The organism is Streptococcus sp. DFI.7.26 (assembly GCF_022240605.1).
GTDB lineage: Bacteria > Bacillota > Bacilli > Lactobacillales > Streptococcaceae > Streptococcus > Streptococcus xiaochunlingii.
On record NZ_JAKOGN010000008.1, the window covers coordinates 1 to 17,332 of the forward strand.

15 protein-coding genes and 8 tRNA genes are annotated in these 17,332 nt (G+C 42.3%); all 23 read left to right on the plus strand.

What is annotated here, in order from left to right; translation table 11 throughout:
- The first annotated feature begins 59 nt into the window (after nt 1-59).
- Nucleotides 60-133, plus strand: a tRNA-Met gene (locus L0M85_RS07105).
- Nucleotides 134-149: 16 nt separating this feature from the next.
- Nucleotides 150-223, plus strand: a tRNA-Ile gene (locus L0M85_RS07110).
- Between the two features lie 9 nt (nt 224-232).
- Nucleotides 233-322, plus strand: a tRNA-Ser gene (locus L0M85_RS07115).
- Nucleotides 323-331: 9 nt separating this feature from the next.
- Nucleotides 332-405: transfer RNA gene (locus L0M85_RS07120), tRNA-Met, on the plus strand.
- A 5-nt stretch (nt 406-410) separates the two neighbouring features.
- A tRNA-Phe gene (locus tag L0M85_RS07125) sits at nt 411-483 on the plus strand.
- 16 nt (nt 484-499) lie between these two features.
- A tRNA-Gly gene (locus L0M85_RS07130) sits at nt 500-570 on the plus strand.
- A gap of 34 nt (nt 571-604) precedes the next feature.
- A tRNA-Ile gene (locus L0M85_RS07135) sits at nt 605-678 on the plus strand.
- Nucleotides 679-682: 4 nt separating this feature from the next.
- Nucleotides 683-770, plus strand: a tRNA-Ser gene (locus tag L0M85_RS07140).
- A gap of 144 nt (nt 771-914) precedes the next feature.
- Nucleotides 915-2,162: a CHAP domain-containing protein gene (locus L0M85_RS07145; RefSeq protein WP_238656746.1), complete on the plus strand. Its 1,248-nt coding sequence runs from the start codon at nt 915-917 to the stop codon at nt 2,160-2,162.
- A gap of 159 nt (nt 2,163-2,321) precedes the next feature.
- On the plus strand, nt 2,322-3,296 hold the full coding sequence (locus L0M85_RS07150; RefSeq protein ID WP_238656747.1) for a ribose-phosphate diphosphokinase: 975 nt from the start codon (nt 2,322-2,324) through the stop codon (nt 3,294-3,296).
- A gap of 368 nt (nt 3,297-3,664) precedes the next feature.
- Nucleotides 3,665-4,057, plus strand: coding sequence for an LPKTxAVK-anchored surface protein (locus L0M85_RS07155; RefSeq protein WP_195214417.1), 393 nt, complete (start codon nt 3,665-3,667; stop codon nt 4,055-4,057).
- A gap of 92 nt (nt 4,058-4,149) precedes the next feature.
- Nucleotides 4,150-5,016, plus strand: coding sequence for a class B sortase, LPKTxAVK-specific (gene srtB / locus L0M85_RS07160; RefSeq protein ID WP_061564553.1), 867 nt, complete (start codon nt 4,150-4,152; stop codon nt 5,014-5,016).
- Between the two features lie 315 nt (nt 5,017-5,331).
- Nucleotides 5,332-6,513, plus strand: coding sequence for a pyridoxal phosphate-dependent aminotransferase (locus tag L0M85_RS07165; RefSeq protein WP_238656748.1), 1,182 nt, complete (start codon nt 5,332-5,334; stop codon nt 6,511-6,513).
- Nucleotides 6,497-7,276, plus strand: coding sequence for a DNA repair protein RecO (recO, locus tag L0M85_RS07170; protein ID WP_238656749.1), 780 nt, complete (start codon nt 6,497-6,499; stop codon nt 7,274-7,276). The genes L0M85_RS07165 and recO overlap by 17 nt, the downstream gene beginning before the upstream one ends.
- Nucleotides 7,273-8,277, plus strand: coding sequence for a phosphate acyltransferase PlsX (gene plsX / locus L0M85_RS07175; RefSeq protein WP_048687892.1), 1,005 nt, complete (start codon nt 7,273-7,275; stop codon nt 8,275-8,277). The genes recO and plsX overlap by 4 nt, the downstream gene beginning before the upstream one ends.
- Nucleotides 8,274-8,519 (plus strand): phosphopantetheine-binding protein, encoded by a 246-nt coding sequence (locus L0M85_RS07180; protein ID WP_048687889.1) that lies wholly within the window; start codon nt 8,274-8,276, stop codon nt 8,517-8,519. Before plsX ends, L0M85_RS07180 begins: the two co-directional genes overlap by 4 nt.
- Before the next feature lie 169 nt (nt 8,520-8,688).
- Complete coding sequence (gene purC, locus L0M85_RS07185; RefSeq protein ID WP_154854620.1) at nt 8,689-9,396, plus strand: phosphoribosylaminoimidazolesuccinocarboxamide synthase; 708 nt, start codon at nt 8,689-8,691, stop codon at nt 9,394-9,396.
- A gap of 55 nt (nt 9,397-9,451) precedes the next feature.
- Complete coding sequence (locus L0M85_RS07190) at nt 9,452-13,177, plus strand: phosphoribosylformylglycinamidine synthase (protein WP_238656750.1); 3,726 nt, start codon at nt 9,452-9,454, stop codon at nt 13,175-13,177.
- Nucleotides 13,178-13,189: 12 nt separating this feature from the next.
- Nucleotides 13,190-14,629, plus strand: a complete 1,440-nt coding sequence (gene purF, locus L0M85_RS07195) for an amidophosphoribosyltransferase (RefSeq protein ID WP_048687883.1) — start codon at nt 13,190-13,192, stop codon at nt 14,627-14,629.
- A 245-nt stretch (nt 14,630-14,874) separates the two neighbouring features.
- Nucleotides 14,875-15,897: a phosphoribosylformylglycinamidine cyclo-ligase gene (gene purM, locus L0M85_RS07200; protein WP_048789401.1), complete on the plus strand. Its 1,023-nt coding sequence runs from the start codon at nt 14,875-14,877 to the stop codon at nt 15,895-15,897.
- The gene (purN, locus tag L0M85_RS07205; protein ID WP_048789402.1) at nt 15,897-16,454 is read left to right on the plus strand and encodes a phosphoribosylglycinamide formyltransferase; all 558 of its coding nucleotides are present in this window, start codon (nt 15,897-15,899) and stop codon (nt 16,452-16,454) included. The genes purM and purN overlap by 1 nt, the downstream gene beginning before the upstream one ends.
- Before the next feature lie 2 nt (nt 16,455-16,456).
- Nucleotides 16,457-16,825, plus strand: coding sequence for a hypothetical protein (locus tag L0M85_RS07210; RefSeq protein WP_236128260.1), 369 nt, complete (start codon nt 16,457-16,459; stop codon nt 16,823-16,825).
- Nucleotides 16,826-16,867: 42 nt separating this feature from the next.
- Nucleotides 16,868-17,332 carry a GNAT family N-acetyltransferase gene (locus L0M85_RS07215; RefSeq protein ID WP_048789404.1) on the plus strand — a complete coding sequence of 155 codons (465 nt, stop codon included), beginning with the start codon at nt 16,868-16,870 and terminating at the stop codon, nt 17,330-17,332.

Genomic DNA, 17,332 nt, shown 5'->3' on the forward strand with positions numbered 1-17,332 from the left:
TAGAGTACTTGGTTTGGGACCAAGGTGTCGCAGGTTCGAATCCTGTCTTCCCGATTTATGGCGGTGTAGCTCAGCTGGCTAGAGCGTCCGGTTCATACCCGGGAGGTCGGGGGTTCGATCCCCTTCGCCGCTATACTATTGATCTTGTCGGACCTTTAGCTCAGCTGGTTAGAGCTCTCGGCTCATAACCGAGTGGTCGTAGGTTCAAGTCCTACAAGGTCCATAATTAGCTGGAGGATTACCCAAGTCCGGCTGAAGGGAACGGTCTTGAAAACCGTCAGGCGTGTAAAAGCGTGCGTGGGTTCGAATCCCACATCCTCCTTAATATTAACGCGGGATGGAGCAGCTCGGTAGCTCGTCGGGCTCATAACCCGAAGGTCGTAGGTTCAAATCCTGCTCCCGCAATATTTGGCTCGGTAGCTCAGTTGGTAGAGCAATGGATTGAAGCTCCATGTGTCGGCGGTTCGATTCCGTCTCGCGCCATTTTCCTTAATAATAAGCGGGTGTAGTTTAGTGGTAAAACTACAGCCTTCCAAGCTGTTGTCGCGAGTTCGATTCTCGTCACCCGCTTTGAACTTTTTGTTCATTACCAAGTTTTTAACTTGGGCGCGTAGCTCAGGTGGTTAGAGCGCACGCCTGATAAGCGTGAGGTCGGTGGTTCGAGTCCACTCGTGCCCATTTTGGAGAATTACTCAAGAGGCTGAAGAGGACGGTTTGCTAAATCGTTAGGTCGGGTAACTGGCGCGGGGGTTCGAATCCCCCATTCTCCGTACGGAATCAAGTTAGCTTTCTAGCTAACTTTTTTTGTTACTTTGATACATCAATAGAAATAAAAATGTAACAAAGGCGTAATATAAAATCTTTCATTTTCTGTTATACTAGTTAGTGTCTTATATGAAGGAGTCTTTTATTTTATGAAGAAAAAATTATTAACGACTATTTTACTTACTACAGTTGCTTTATCACAAGTAGGTACAGTTATTTCTGTAGGAGCTGATTCTACTGATGATAAAATTGCTGCACAAGATAGTAAAATTGCAGATTTGAGTTCAAAAGAACAAAGTGCGCAAGCACAAGTTGATCAAATTCAAGCTCAAGTTTCTGAAATCAAAAAACAACAAGAAACTCTTAAAGCTGAAAATGAACGTTTGAATGAAGAGTCTGCTAAACTTTCTGCAGAGATTGAAGAGCTCTCTAAGAATATTGTTGCTCGTCAAGAATCATTAGCGAACCAAGCACGTAGTGCTCAAACAACAGGAACTGCTACAAGTTACATTAACGCTATTGTAAGTTCTGGTTCTTTGACTGAAGCTATTTCACGCGTTTCTGCAATGAATGAGATTGCTAGTGCGAATAACAAAATGTTGGAAGAGCAAAAACGTGATAAAGAAGATATCGATGCTAAGCAAAAAGAAAACAACGATGCCATTAACACTGTTATTGCGAACCAACAACAATTAAATGATGATGAACAAGCTTTAGCAACTAAGGAAGCTGAGTTGAAAGTCGCTCAATTGAATTTAGCGGCTGAAAAGTCAACAGCTGAAAATGAAAAGAATGCTTTGCTTGAAGAAAAAGCAGCAGCTGAGAAAGCAGCAGCTGAGAAAGCAGCTGCAGAAGCTGCATACCGTGCTCAACAAGAAGAACAGCGTAAGGCTGTAGAAGCATCTGCTAATACTAACTTGCAAGCACAAGTGCAAGCTGCTACTCAAACACCTGCAGCTGAAGGTGCACAACCTCAAGCAACTGTTGCAACTCCTGCTGCAGCACCAGCAGTTCAAACTCAAACAGTTGCTACACCAGCAGCAACTAGTCGTCCAACATACAGCTCTTCTGCAAGTTCTTACCCAGTAGGTGAATGTACTTGGGGTGCGAAAGTTTTGGCTCCTTGGGCTGGCGATTACTGGGGTAATGGAGCACAGTGGGCTGCAAGTGCCGCAGCTGCTGGATTCCGTACTGGTAGCCAACCACAAGTTGGAGCTATTGCATGTTGGAATGACGGTGGATATGGACACGTAGCGGTTGTTACAGCTGTTCAATCTACTACAAGTATCCAAGTATCTGAATCTAACTACTTAGGTATCCGTAGCATTGGGAACTACCGTGGATGGTTCAACCCAGTGAATGCACAAGGAACAGTTACTTATATCTATCCAAACTAAAAAATTAAAACACTCACTTTTGGTGGGTGTTTTTTACTATAGTTACTATTTTAATTTTTGATGGATTATGGATTGAAAAATCATGTAAAAAGCGTTACAATGGGTAAAGAGAAGATTTGTACATTTGTACATTGTGGTTAATTTTATGTGGAGGAAATCATGTCGTTTTCGGATTTAATGCTGTTTGCTTTATCTTCTAACCAAGATTTGGCTGAACGTGTCTCTAAGGAGATGGGATTGCCACTTGGTAAGTCGACCGTACGTCAATTTTCAGATGGGGAAATCCAAGTCAATATCGAGGAGTCTATTCGTGGTAAAGAGGTGTATATTCTTCAATCTACGAGCTCTCCTGTCAATGATAATTTAATGGAAATTTTGATCATGGTAGACGCCTTAAAACGTGCCAGTGCTCAAACCATTAATGTAGTGATGCCTTATTATGGTTATGCTCGTCAAGACCGTAAAGCTCGTGCTCGTGAGCCGATTACATCCAAATTGGTTGCCAATATGTTAGAGATTGCTGGTGTGGATCGCCTTTTAACCATTGATTTGCATGCGGCTCAGATTCAAGGATTCTTTGATATTCCAGTGGATCATTTGATGGGGGCTCCATTGATTGCAGACTACTTTGAACGTCGTGGCATGGTCGGTTCTGAGTATGTGGTAGTTAGTCCAGACCACGGTGGTGTGACGCGTGCTCGCAAGCTAGCTGAGTTTTTGAAAACACCAATCGCCATCATTGATAAACGTCGGAGTGTTGATAAAATGAACACCAGCGAAGTCATGAACATCATTGGGAACGTTGAAGGGAAAACTTGTATCCTGATTGATGATATGATTGATACTGCGGGAACCATTTGCCACGCTGCGGATGCACTTGCTGAAGCAGGAGCAGTAGAAGTCTATGCAAGTTGTACGCACCCTGTATTGTCTGGTCCAGCTATGGACAATATTCAGAAATCAGCGATTAAGAAGTTGGTAGTATTGGACACTATTTACCTACCTGAAGAGCGCTTAATCGATAAAATTGAACAAATTTCCATCGCAAAACTATTAGCAGAAGCGATTATCCGCATTCATGAAAAACGTCCTCTGTCTCCTCTATTTGAAATTGGAAATGCTAAAAAATCTTAAAATGTAAAAAAGAGGTTGTAGAAAGCCTCTTTTTTAAGAAAGGAAAAATATGTTTTTCAACTGGTTAAAAAAAGAAAGTAAGATCAATAATCAGAGGGAGGAGTTGCTAAAAGAAGCACAAAAAAATGAGGATAGATTGGATCCTTGTCTCCCCAAAAAGACCTTGCCAAAGAGTGGTGTAGTCAAATAGAGTAAGGAAAATGCCTTAAAAAATCAGGATTTCCATTATGGAAATCAAATAGTTTGCTTTTTCTAAAAAAATTTAAATTTAAGCCAAAAATTTATTGACAGATCTATGATATAGTAGTATACTTACAATAGTTACGAAGTAACGAAATATTTTTAAAATGAAAAAAGGAGATAAAACAATGAAAAAAGTTTTATTATCATCAGTAGCAGCACTTGCAGTATTTGCAGCAGCAGCACCAGTTTTCGCTAACGACGGTCATGTTCACACAGGAAGTCTTGATAACCAAGAAGTTGTTAAAGGAGAGCAATTCTTCACTGATAACGAAGGTGGTCTTACTCAAGCAGCTAAAGACGGTCTTAACAATGTTGATGCTGAATCAACTGAAGCTAAATTCAACGAAAATGGCGAAAAACTTGTACCTAAAAAGGATGCAAATGGTAACGTTATTCCAGGTGAATTCGTAGTTGAAGGTTCAGCTAAAGAAGCTAAAAAAGAAGCTAAAAAAGAAGAAGGAAAAGCTCCAGCAGCAGCAGGACAAAAAACTCTTCCAAAAACAAGCGCAGTTAAATAATTAAATTATTAATTAGCTCATAAAAATACACTGGGTCCTTGGGTTCAGTGTATTTTTTAGAAAAAATTGAATACTTAGGAGAGTTCTAATTTATGAAACGAGCAGAGAAACAGACGACTTCAAAAGGAAAAGGATTGGGAATTCTCTTTGCCTTAGTAGCCGTTGTAGCACTTGTTCTTGGGTTTATTTTCTTCAATCCATTTGGTAAACAAAAATCCACATCGACACATCAGGAAACTGCGAAATCGACAAGTGGTTCGACTAGTTCTAAACAAGAGGTAAAATATACCCCTAGTCAAGAGGAGAAAGATTACCTAGCAAATCGTTTTGCTCAATTTACTGCAGTTAATCCAGAGACGATTGCCTATGTTTATGCTCCTGGTACGGAGTTAGATGAGCCAGTGGTTCAAACAGGTGATAATGCTACTTACTTGGATAAAACTTTTGAAGGTGGCTACCAACCGTATTTAGGTACGGTCTTCATGGATACGGATAACAAAAAAGATTTTAGTGATCGGTTGACTTGGTTATTCGGTCATGCTCGTGGTAGCAAGGTTGCAGATCATCGGATGTTTAACGATGTTAACTTCTATGATAACCAAGAGTACTTTGACCAACATCCTTATGTAGTTATTGAAACACCTGAGCGTAAGTACTATTATGAAGCAATGTGCTTGGTCATTGTTCCTGAAACGACTGCTTTCTACCGTACAAGCTTTAAGGATGATGAAGATTTCACTACCCAATTGAAGCATAACTATGAAGGATCGCGGACAAAGAATCCAAATATTAAAATCAAAGCTTCTGATAAGTACTTAGTATTGTCTACTTGTCGTGAAGAAGATGAAACTATCCGTTCCAATCTCTACCTTCGTCAAATTCCGGATTCGGAAATGAAGGATTTCTTGGCGAAACATGGTGACCAGTTGAATTATGTGGCAACACGTGGTCAAGAATAGAAAAGATTTGGCAAAATTTATTCAATGAGAGAGAGTGGGACAGAAATCGGTAATTCGTTAGAATTCGATTTCGTCGTCCCACCTCCGCACAGTTGAGTAGGGCTGTAAAAGCTGATGAAATCAGCGTGGTAGAGCCCACTCAACCACTGCGTCTTGCTCGATAATCCAAAGACAATTGAGAGGCTAGGACTTTTGTCCCAGCCTTTTTTGATGAGAAAGGTCATTATTGTATCATTTTAGTTGGGGCTAGCCCCTTTTTTGCGATGCTTTTCCATTTATAGTATAATGGTGATAGAACTTTTTTTGGAGGTGGCTATGGATTTAACAAAACGGTTTAATCAAAATTTGAATCGAATCGAGATTTCTTTGATTCGTCAGTTTGACCAAGCCATTTCTTCTATTCCAGGTGTTTTACGTTTAACCTTGGGTGAGCCAGATTTTACGACGCCAGATCATGTAAAGGAAGCAGCAAAAGCAGCTATTGACGCCAACCAGAGCCATTATACGGGGATGAGTGGCTTGTTAGCTCTACGTGAAGCTGCTAGTCAGTTTGTAGCTAAAAAGTATAATTTACAGTATCGACCAGAGGATGAAATTTTGGTCACTATTGGGGCAACGGAGGCTCTTTCTGCGACCTTGACGGCTATATTGGAACCGGGAGATGTGGTGCTATTACCAGCACCTGCTTATCCTGGTTACGAACCTATTATTAAACTGATGGGGGCTAGTGTCGTCGAAATCGATACGACAGACAATCGCTTTATCCTCAGCCCAGAGGCTTTAGAAAAGGCCATAGAAGAGCAAGGGGACCGCGTCAAGGCGGTTATTCTCAACTACCCAGCTAATCCGACAGGTGTTACCTACTCTAAGGAGCAGATGCAGGAGTTGGCTAGGGTCTTGAAGAAATATGAAGTCTTTGTCATTTGTGACGAAGTTTATTCAGAGCTAACCTATACAGGACAGTCTCACGTTTCCTTGGGATCCTATCTACGGGACCAAGCCATTATTATCAATGGCTTATCTAAGTCTCATGCTATGACAGGCTGGAGACTTGGTTTTATCTTTGCGCCGGCTTCCTTGACAGCTCAATTAATCAAGAGTCATCAGTACTTGGTGACTGCAGCGGGGACCATGAACCAGTATGCAGCCATTGAAGCCTTAACGGTTGGTAAAGACGACGCAGAGCCGATGAAACGAGAATACATAGAGCGTCGAGATTATATCATCAAAGAAATGTCTGCCATGGGCTTTGATATTATCCGCCCAGATGGGGCCTTCTATATTTTTGCTAAGATCCCACAAGGATATCTTCAAAATTCCTTCGATTTTTTGAAGCTCCTAGCCCAAGAAAAGGCTGTTGCCTTTATCCCAGGAATGGCTTTTGGCCCATATGGAGAAGGCTATGTGCGCTTGTCTTATGCAGCAAGTATGGAAGTGATCCAAGAAGCGATGAGTCGGTTGAAGGAGTTTATGAAAGAACATGCTGGAGAGCATTGAGAGTCGTGGCATCGTCCTCTACCATCGGGATTACCGAGAGGATGATAAGCTGGTTAAAATCTTTACAGAGCAAGCTGGCAAGCTCATGTTTTTCGTGAAACATGCCAATCGTTCTCGGTTGAATTCTATGATCCAACCTTTGACTTTAGCGGATATGTATCTGAAAATCAATGATGACGGACTCAGCTATATCGAAGATATTCATGAGGTTCAAAGTTTCCAAGGGATTAATCAAGATCTTTTTCGCCTTTCCTACGCAACCTATATACTGGCCTTGGCAGATGCTAGTATACAGGATCGTCAACCTGATCCAGATTTATTTGCTTTTTTAGAGCAGACCTTGCAATTGATGGATCGGGGCTTGGATTATGAAATCTTGACCAATATTTTTGAAATGCAGATTTTATCCCGATTTGGTGTCGCCTTAAACGTTCATGAGTGTTGTGTCTGTCATCGAGTGGGGCTGCCTTTTGATTTTTCATTCCGCTTGGGTGGTGTCCTTTGCCCAGATCATTATGATCGTGACGAAAGACGGGCCCACTGGGATCCCAATGCCCTCTATTTGCTGGATCGTTTTCAAGCCGTGAAATTTAGTGAGTTAGAGACGATTTCCATCCATGATGCGATGAAGAAAGAATTGAGAAAGTGTCTAGACCAACTCTATGATGAATATGTAGGCATTCATCTAAAAGCTAAGAAATTTATTGATTCCCTGGGAAGCTGGGGAGAGATCTTAAAAGATCAGTCTGGAGGTAAGAAATGAAAAAAATTGCAGTTGATGCAATGGGTGGAGATCATGCTCCACAGGCCCTGGTAGAAGGGGTCAATCAAGCCATACAAGAATTTAAGGATATTGAAGTCATTTTGTACGGAGATGAGGCTAAAATTAAGCAATACCTGACAGCAACTGAACGGGTATCTATCGTCCATACAGATGAGAAAATCAACTCAGATGATGAGCCAACTCGTGCGATTCGTCGGAAAAAGCAAGCTAGCATGGTCTTAGCAGCGCATGCAGTTAAGAATGGGGAAGCGGATGCGATGCTTTCTGCAGGAAATACAGGAGCTCTTCTTGCCTCTGGTTACTTCATCGTCGGTCGGATCAAGGTCATCGATCGTCCAGGTTTGATGTCGACTCTTCCTACCCTTGATGGGAAGGGCTATGATATGTTGGATCTGGGGGCAAATGCTGAAAATACGCCAACACACTTGCACCAATATGCGATTATGGGAGCCTATTATGCAGAGAATGTCCGTGGCATTAAGCGGCCTCGTATCGGTCTCTTAAATAACGGAACAGAGGAAAGCAAGGGGGATCCCCTACGCAAGGAGACCTATCAACTATTAGCAGCGGATCCTTCTCTTAATTTTGTAGGAAATGTGGAAGCGCGTGACTTGATGGATGGAGTTGCTGACGTCATTGTGACAGATGGATTTACAGGAAATGCTGTCCTTAAGACTATGGAAGGAACTGCTCTGGGCCTATTTAAACAGTTGAAAACGGTCCTTAGTGGTGGTGGGTTGAAAGCTAAGATTGGAGCTTTCCTCTTGAAGAATGATCTACGAGGTTTGAAAAAGACCTTGGATTATTCAGATGTTGGAGGTGCGGTCTTGTTTGGCTTGCAAGCCCCTGTCGTGAAAACCCATGGTTCTAGTGATGCCAAGGCAGTCTATAGTACGATCCGCCAGATCCGGACCATGTTGGAAACAGATGTTATTCGTAAATCTGTGGTTGAATTATCAGAATTGGAGGAAGAGAAATGAGTCGTCATCAAGAAATTTTTAAACTAGTTGAAGGGTTGATTCAAGATAATAAGGGATCTGACTATGAGGTCTCTTTGGATTTGGATTTACGAAAAGACTTGGAAGTGGATTCCGTTGATCTCATGGAATACATTATTTATTTGGAAGAAGCCTATCAAATTAATATTCCAGACAAGGATATTGATGCCATGGCAACTGTTGGAGATATGGTAGACTACGTTTTGAAGAAAACAAGCAAATAAAGTTCGGATTTTACGAACGAACAAGCATCTAAAAATAAGAGGTTGAATCTTTTTGATTCAATCTCTTATTATTTTTGTGTTACAAGCGAACAAGATACGGATTTAACTTGAAAAAACAACCTCTCTGTGATACACTGAAAGGGATAAAAGATGAAAGGCGAACAAGAAGATGTCCGATCAATTAATTTATACGGGGAAAGCAAAAGATATTTATAGTACAGAAGACGAACATGTGATTAAGTCCGTTTATAAGGACCAGGCCACCATGCTGAATGGAGCTCGCAAAGAGACCATTGAGGGGAAAGGTGTGCTCAACAATCAGATTTCGTCTCTTATTTTTGAAAAATTGAATGCTGCGGGTGTTGCGACGCACTTTATCGAGCGTATTTCTGATACCGAACAATTGAACAAGAAGGTTACTATTATTCCTTTGGAGGTTGTTCTTCGAAATGTGACTGCGGGTTCTTTTTCTAAACGTTTTGGCGTTGAAGAAGGTTTGGACTTGGAGACTCCAATCGTTGAATTTTACTACAAGAATGATGAGTTGGATGATCCATTTATCAATGATGAGCATGTGAAGTTCTTGGATATTGCCAATGATGAACAAATTGCCTATATCAAGGAAGAAACGCGTCGCATCAATGAATTGCTGAAAGATTGGTTTGCACAAATTGGTCTTCGCTTGATTGACTTCAAATTGGAATTTGGTTTTGATAAGGATGGCAAGATCATCTTGGCTGATGAATTCTCACCAGATAACTGCCGCCTTTGGGATGCGGAAGGACACCATATGGACAAGGATGTTTTCCGTAGAGACTTGGGCAGTCTAACAGATGTGTACAAGGTTGTGTTAGAGAAATTGCAGGGCTTGAAGTAAAGTTTTACTTGGTCGTCACTACAATCTTTAAGTAGAAATAGATAAAGGAAATAAAATGGATAAACGTATTTTCGTTGAGAAAAAAGCTGATTTTCGTGTGAAATCGGACTCTTTAGTAAAGGAATTACAGCATAATCTTCAGTTGAAAACCTTGAAGGATCTTCGGATTGTTCAGGTTTACGATGTCTTTGATTTGGCAGAGGACTTGTTTGCGCGTGCGGAAAAACACATCTTTTCTGAGCAGGTGACCGATACTGTTTTGGATGAAGCTGCGGTTCAGGCTGATCTTGAGAAGCATGCTTTCTTTGCCATTGAAAGCTTGCCTGGTCAATTTGACCAACGGGCAGCATCTTCGCAAGAAGCTTTGCTTTTGCTTGGTAGTTCAAATGATGTAACAGTGAACACAGCGCAATTGTACTTGGTTAACAAGGATATTGATGCGAATGAGTTGGAAGCTGTCAAAAACTACCTCTTGAATCCAGTGGATTCTCGTTTCAAAGATATCACTGTTGGTATTGCGAAACAGGATTTTTCTGAGTCTAACAAGACCATTCCAAGCTTGGATTTCTTTGAAATTTATACGGCAGAAGATTTTGCACAGTATAAGGCTGAGCAAGGATTGGCCATGGAAGTGGATGACCTTCTCTTCATTCAAGATTACTTCAAGTCTATTGGACGTGTGCCAACTGAGACTGAGTTGAAGGTGTTGGATACCTACTGGTCTGACCACTGCCGTCATACAACTTTCGAGACTGAGTTGAAAAACATCGACTTCTCAGCTTCTAAATTTGAAAAACAATTGCAAGCGACTTATGACAAATATATCGCCATGCGTGACGAGTTGGGACGTACGGAAAAACCTCAAACCTTGATGGATATGGCCACTATTTTTGGTCGTTATGAGCGTGCTAATGGTCGTTTGGATGACATGGAAGTGTCTGATGAAATCAATGCCTGCTCTGTTGAAATTGAAGTGGATGTCAATGGTGTGAAAGAACCATGGCTTCTTATGTTCAAGAATGAAACCCACAACCACCCAACTGAAATCGAACCATTTGGTGGTGCGGCTACTTGTATTGGTGGTGCCATTCGTGACCCATTGTCAGGTCGTTCATACGTTTACCAAGCCATGCGTATCTCAGGTGCTGGTGATATTACAGCTCCAATTTCAGCAACTCGTGCTGGTAAATTGCCACAACAAGTGATCTCTAAAACAGCGGCTCACGGTTATTCTTCATACGGTAACCAAATTGGTTTGGCGACAACTTATGTTCGTGAATACTTCCACCCAGGTTTCGTTGCTAAGCGTATGGAGCTAGGTGCAGTTGTCGGTGCGGCTCCTAAAGAAAATGTTGTCCGTGAAAAACCTGAAGCAGGTGATGTGATTATCTTGCTCGGTGGGAAGACTGGACGTGACGGTGTCGGTGGTGCGACAGGTTCTTCTAAAGTTCAAACGGTTGAATCTGTTGAAACAGCTGGTGCTGAGGTTCAAAAAGGGAATGCCATCGAAGAACGTAAGATTCAACGCCTTTTCCGTAATGGGGAAGTGACCCGTCTGATCAAAAAATCAAATGACTTTGGTGCTGGTGGTGTCTGTGTGGCGATCGGTGAATTGGCAGATGGTCTTGAAATTGATCTAGACAAAGTGCCATTGAAATACCAAGGTTTGAACGGTACAGAAATTGCCATCTCTGAATCTCAAGAACGGATGGCTGTCGTGGTTCGTCCAGAAGATGTAGATGCCTTCGTCGCAGCATGTAACAAAGAAAATATTGATGCTGTTGTCGTTGCAACAGTGACGGAGAAACCAAATCTTGTCATGCACTGGAATGGTGAAACCATCGTTGATTTGGAACGTCGTTTCCTTGATACAAACGGTGTACGTGTGGTTGTAGATGCTAAGGTGGTTGACAAGGATGTTAAGCTTCCAGAAGAACGTCAAACATCTGCTGCAACCCTTGAAGCTGATACTCTTGAAGTCCTGGCTGACCTTAACCATGCCAGTCAAAAAGGGTTACAAACCATCTTTGATAGTTCAGTTGGTCGTTCAACAGTCAATCACCCACTCGGTGGTCGCTACCAAATTACACCAACGGAAGCTTCTGTACAGAAATTGCCAGTCCAACATGGCGTGACAACAACTGCTTCTGTTATGGCGCAAGGATTTAACCCTTATATCGCCGAATGGTCTCCATATCATGGTGCTGCTTATGCGGTCATCGAAGCAACTGCTCGTTTGGTTGCTGCTGGTGCCAACTGGTCTAAGGCTCGGTTCTCTTATCAAGAATACTTCGAGCGGATGGATAAACAAGCAGAGCGTTTTGGCCAACCAGTATCAGCTCTTCTTGGATCCATTGAAGCTCAGATTCAACTTGGTTTGCCATCTATCGGTGGTAAAGACTCGATGTCTGGTACCTTTGAAGAATTGACAGTACCACCAACCTTGGTTGCTTTTGGGGTAACAACTGCGGATAGCCGTAAGGTTCTTTCTCCAGAATTTAAAGTTGCTGGTGAAAATATTTACTACATTCCTGGTCATGCTTTGGCACAAGAAATTGACTTTGGACTCATCAAGTCGAACTTTGCTCAATTTGAAGCTATCCAAGCTGACCACAAAGTGACAGCCGCATCAGCTGTTAAATATGGTGGTGTGGTTGAAGCTCTTGCCCTTGCAACATTTGGGAACCATATCGGAGCAAACGTCGAATTAGCTGACCTTGACACTAGCTTGACAGCCCAATTGGGTGGATTCGTCTTCACATCGACTGAAGAAATTGCAGGTGTTGCTAAGATCGGACAAACAGTAGCTGACTTTACACTTACTGTCAATGGTGTAACGCTTGATGGACACAAACTTGACAGTGCTTTCCAAGGTAAATTGGAAGAAGTTTACCCAACGGAATTTGCACAAGCAACTGAGTTGGAAGAAGTACCTGCTGTAGCAACAGATGCTGTGATTAAAGCTAAAGAAACAGTTGATACACCAGTGGTTTACATCCCAGTATTCCCAGGTACCAACTCTGAGTACGATTCAGCTAAGGCCTTTGAAAAAGAAGGCGCAAAAGTTAACTTGGTACCATTTGTCACACTGAATGAAGAGGTGATTGTCAAGTCTGTTGACACCATGGTTGACAACATTGAAAAAGCCAACATTATCTTCTTTGCAGGTGGCTTCTCAGCAGCGGATGAACCAGATGGATCAGCTAAATTTATCGTTAACATCTTGCTCAATGAAAAAGTTCGTTCGGCTATTGATAGCTTCATCGAACGCGGTGGCTTGATCATCGGTATCTGTAATGGATTCCAAGCTCTTGTCAAATCAGGTCTCCTTCCATACGGTAACTTTGAAGATGCAAGCAGTACCAGTCCAACCCTCTTCTACAATGATGCCAACCAACACGTGGCTAAGATGGTGGAAACACGGATTGCCAATACCAACTCACCATGGCTTGCGGGAGTAGAAGTTGGAGACATCCACGCTATCCCAGTATCACACGGTGAAGGGAAGTTTGTCGTGACAGCTGAGGAATTCGCAGAGCTTCGTGACAATGGTCAAATCTTTAGCCAATACGTTGATTTTGAGGGCCAACCAAGCATGGATTCTAAATACAATCCAAATGGTTCTGTCCATGCCATCGAAGGAATTACCAGCAAGAACGGTCAAATCATCGGGAAGATGGGTCACTCAGAACGTTTTGAAGACGGTCTCTTCCAAAATATTCCAGGAAATAAAGATCAACATCTTTTTGCATCAGCGGTTCAATACTTTACTGGAAAATAAAAGGTATACAACATGACATACGAAGTAAAATCTCTTAATGAAGAGTGTGGAGTCTTTGGGATTTGGGGACATCCAGACGCAGCAAAACTCACCTATTTTGGCCTTCACAGTCTCCAACACCGGGGACAAGAAGGGGCAGGCATCTTGGCCAATGACCAAGGAACCTTGAGACGCCATCGGGATACAGGTCTGCTTTCAGAAGTCTTTCGGAATCCTTTAAATCTTGAAAAATTGACAGGATCTTCTGCTATTGGACATGTTCGCTATGCGACAGCGGGGGAAGCGTCTGTGGATAACATCCAACCCTTCCTCTTCCGCTTTCACGATACGCAGTTTGGTCTGGCCCATAATGGGAATTTGACCAATGCCCAATCGCTCAAATCCGAATTAGAAAAAAATGGAGCCATCTTTAGCTCGACCTCTGACTCAGAAATTCTGGCCCACTTGATCCGTCGGAGCCACAACCCTTCCTTTATGGGGAAAATCAAGGAAGCACTCAATACGGTCAAAGGTGGGTTTGCTTATCTGATGCTGTTTGAAGATAAGCTGATCGCGGCGTTGGACCCAAATGGCTTCCGTCCTCTTTCTATCGGGAAAATGGCCAATGGTGCCTTGGTTGTTTCTTCGGAAACCTGTGCCTTTGAGGTGATTGGGGCAGAATGGATTCGAGATGTGCATCCTGGTGAGCTCGTGATTTTCGATGAAAATGGTATTACCTATGATCGCTATACGGATGATACTCAACTAGCGATTTGTTCTATGGAGTATATCTATTTTGCTCGTCCTGATTCCAATATCCAAGGAGTCAACGTCCATACGGCTCGCAAGCGGATGGGCGCTCAGTTAGCACGAGAATTTAAGAACCAAGCAGATATTGTAGTGGGGGTTCCCAACTCCTCTCTCAGTGCGGCCATGGGCTTTGCGGAAGAATCCGGTCTGCCAAATGAAATGGGCTTGATCAAGAATCAGTATGTCCAACGGACCTTTATCCAACCGACTCAGGAATTGCGGGAACAAGGAGTGCGGATGAAGCTCTCTGCCGTATCTGGGGTCGTGAAAGGCAAACGGGTTGTCATGATTGATGATTCTATTGTACGTGGAACGACCTCTCGTCGGATTGTGAAATTGTTGAAAGAAGCAGGGGCTACTGAAGTCCATGTGGCAATTGCCAGTCCAGCTCTGGCTTATCCATGTTTCTACGGAATTGATATTCAGAGCCGCGAGGAGCTGATCGCAGCCAACCATACAGTAGAGGAAACTTGTGAGATTATTGGTGCGGATAGCTTGACCTACTTGTCCATTGATGGCTTGATTGATTCTATTGGTATTGATACCGATGCACCAAACGGTGGTCTTTGTGTAGCTTACTTCGATGGGAAATACCCAACACCTTTATATGACTACGAAGAACGCTATTTGGAAAGCTTGAATGAGCAGACCTCCTTTTATTAGGAATGTTTGCAAGTGAATCTGATCAATCACAGTAGACTCTAGGAAGAGAAAAAGGAATAAACAAATGACAAATAAGAATGCATACGCTCCACGTCTCACTACTGACTAAAAGCTAAAGCATTTGTCAGTAGACGCTTTGTCCTATGGGATCAAAGCTAGAGACCTGACTAGTATTTTTAGATAAAAAGATGGTTTATCTAAAAATACGTCGCAATCTTTCTCAAAAAAAGAAAAGGAATGAACAAATGACAAACAAAAATGCTTACGCGCAGTCTGGTGTAGATGTTGAAGCGGGTTATGAAGTTGTTGAACGGATCAAAAAACACGTGGCACGTACGGAACGTGCGGGTGTTATGGGAGCTCTTGGTGGTTTCGGTGGCATGTTTGACCTTTCAAAAACAGGTGTCAAAGAGCCTGTTTTGATCTCAGGTACGGACGGTGTCGGAACTAAGATCATGCTGGCCATCAAGTACGATAAGCACGATACAATCGGTCAGGACTGTGTGGCTATGTGTGTCAACGATATCATCGCTGCAGGTGCAGAGCCCCTCTACTTCTTGGACTACGTCGCAACTGGTAAAAATGAACCAGCTAAATTGGAACAAGTCGTTGCTGGTGTAGCTGAAGGGTGTGTGCAGGCTGGAGCAGCCCTCATCGGTGGGGAAACTGCTGAAATGCCTGGTATGTATGGCGAAGACGACTATGACTTGGCTGGGTTTGCTGTCGGTGTTGCAGAAAAATCTCAAATTATCGACGGTTCAAAAGTAGCTGAGGGGGATGTGATTCTTGGCCTTGCATCAAGTGGTATCCATTCAAATGGTTACTCACTCGTGCGTCGTGTCTTTGCGGATTACACAGGTGAAGAAGTATTACCTGAGTTAGAAGGCAAGAAACTTAAAGACGTTCTTCTTGAACCAACTCGTATCTACGTTAAGGCTGTTATACCGCTCATCAAAGAAGAATTGGTCAACGGAATCGCCCATATCACAGGTGGTGGTTTCATCGAAAATGTACCACGTATGTTCTCAGATGACTTGGCTGCTGAAATTGATGAAAGCAAAGTGCCAGTTCTTCCGATTTTCAAAGCCCTTGAAAAATATGGCCAAATCAAACATGAAGAAATGTTTGAAATCTTCAACATGGGTATTGGTCTCATGCTTGCGGTCAAACTAGAAAATGTGGAACGTGTCAAAGAACTTCTTGACGAACCTGTTTATGAAATTGGTCGGATTGTCAAGAAGACAGATGCAAATGTGGTGATAAAATAATGGCTAAAAAAATTGCTGTTTTTGCTTCCGGAAATGGTTCAAACTTCCAGGTGATCGCGGAACAATTTCCAGTAGAATTTGTTTTTTCAGATCACCGGGATGCCTATGTCATAGAACGTGCCGAAAAGCTAGGGGTATTAACCTATGCCTTTGAACTCAAAGAGTTTGAGAACAAGGCAGACTATGAAGGAGCCATTGTCGAACTTTTGGATAAACATCAGATTGACTTGGTTTGCCTCGCAGGCTACATGAAAATCGTTGGCCCAACCTTACTAGCAGCTTATGAAGGTCGAATTATCAATATTCACCCAGCCTATCTTCCGGAATTTCCAGGTGCTCATGGTATTGAGGATGCTTGGAATGCAGGTGTAGCTGAGAGCGGTGTGACCATTCACTGGGTGGACTCTGGTGTTGATACCGGTAAGGTCATCAAACAAGTCCGTGTACCACGCCTTGAAGGGGATACCCTTGCTACTTTCGAAACGCGCATCCACGAAACAGAGTACAAGCTCTATCCGGAAGTCTTGGATAGTTTGGGAGTGGAGAGGAAGAAATGATTATGGACCAATACTATATGGAGTTAAAGAATAAGTTATCTAACAGACCAATCCTACTGGATAATACTAAGGATTTTCTTTTTGTTTTAGTAAATACAGTGAAAGCTATGATAGAAAATACTGATAAAAGTCAGCTTTCAGAGTTAGATAAAATTTTAGACGGTGTCACAAGTCAAGAATTAAAACTTGCCTATGATTTTTGTCAAGGAAAATTCGGTCAAGCAGGTTTTTCTTATCGTCGGCACCCGAATTATTTTTATTTGTCCAGTTTAATTGCGACCTTTCCAGAATTTGAGTTGTCTAAAGCAGACCGAGATTACCTCAAAGGAATCATAAATTTTGATAACTACCTTTTATATGAGTTAGATTAGTCTTTAATCACCTCAAAATCCTATTTATTCAAAAGGAGAAAAATGATTAATCTGAAATTAGTAGATGAGAGCAGTTTTCAGGCAGTGCTGGATTTGAAAATATCTGATGCTGATGAACGAGCGCGTTTTGTAGCTCCCAATGAGCGTTCTTTAGCTGACGCATGGCTCTACCGAGAGAATGGGGATGTGTTTCCCATGGCAATCTATTGGAATGAGCTAGTAGTTGGTTTTCTACTGTTGGAAATAGATAAGGATGAGGCAGAATACTTTATCTGGCGGATAATGATTGGCCAGCAGTACCAAGGAAAAGGTTATGGACGAAAAGCCTTGGAAGTTCTGATCAAAGAGGCTCAGATGGATAGAGATTGCAATCATATTATCGCAGATTATGTGGTTGGAAATGAAAAAATGAAGTACCTGCTGACTAGTTTGGGTTTTCAGGAAACAGGATTTATAGAAGAAAATAACGAAGTCGCTATGCGGTTGGATCTAAAGAAAGAGGAATAG

Bases quoted from the DNA above. Each gene is read 5' to 3' on its own strand.
- L0M85_RS07165 (WP_238656748.1), top strand. From the start codon at position 5,332: ATGGATTTAACAAAACGGTTTAATCAAAATTTGAATCGAATCGAGATT.
- purC (WP_154854620.1), top strand. From the start codon at position 8,689: ATGTCCGATCAATTAATTTATACGGGGAAAGCAAAAGATATTTATAGT.
- L0M85_RS07180 (WP_048687889.1), top strand. From the start codon at position 8,274: ATGAGTCGTCATCAAGAAATTTTTAAACTAGTTGAAGGGTTGATTCAA.
- purF (WP_048687883.1), top strand. From the start codon at position 13,190: ATGACATACGAAGTAAAATCTCTTAATGAAGAGTGTGGAGTCTTTGGG.
- purM (WP_048789401.1), top strand. From the start codon at position 14,875: ATGACAAACAAAAATGCTTACGCGCAGTCTGGTGTAGATGTTGAAGCG.
- L0M85_RS07145 (WP_238656746.1), top strand. From the start codon at position 915: ATGAAGAAAAAATTATTAACGACTATTTTACTTACTACAGTTGCTTTA.
- purN (WP_048789402.1), top strand. From the start codon at position 15,897: ATGGCTAAAAAAATTGCTGTTTTTGCTTCCGGAAATGGTTCAAACTTC.
- L0M85_RS07215 (WP_048789404.1), top strand. From the start codon at position 16,868: ATGATTAATCTGAAATTAGTAGATGAGAGCAGTTTTCAGGCAGTGCTG.
- L0M85_RS07210 (WP_236128260.1), top strand. From the start codon at position 16,457: ATGGACCAATACTATATGGAGTTAAAGAATAAGTTATCTAACAGACCA.
- plsX (WP_048687892.1), top strand. From the start codon at position 7,273: ATGAAAAAAATTGCAGTTGATGCAATGGGTGGAGATCATGCTCCACAG.
- L0M85_RS07155 (WP_195214417.1), top strand. From the start codon at position 3,665: ATGAAAAAAGTTTTATTATCATCAGTAGCAGCACTTGCAGTATTTGCA.
- srtB (WP_061564553.1), top strand. From the start codon at position 4,150: ATGAAACGAGCAGAGAAACAGACGACTTCAAAAGGAAAAGGATTGGGA.
- L0M85_RS07150 (WP_238656747.1), top strand. From the start codon at position 2,322: ATGTCGTTTTCGGATTTAATGCTGTTTGCTTTATCTTCTAACCAAGAT.
- recO (WP_238656749.1), top strand. From the start codon at position 6,497: ATGCTGGAGAGCATTGAGAGTCGTGGCATCGTCCTCTACCATCGGGAT.
- L0M85_RS07190 (WP_238656750.1), top strand. From the start codon at position 9,452: ATGGATAAACGTATTTTCGTTGAGAAAAAAGCTGATTTTCGTGTGAAA.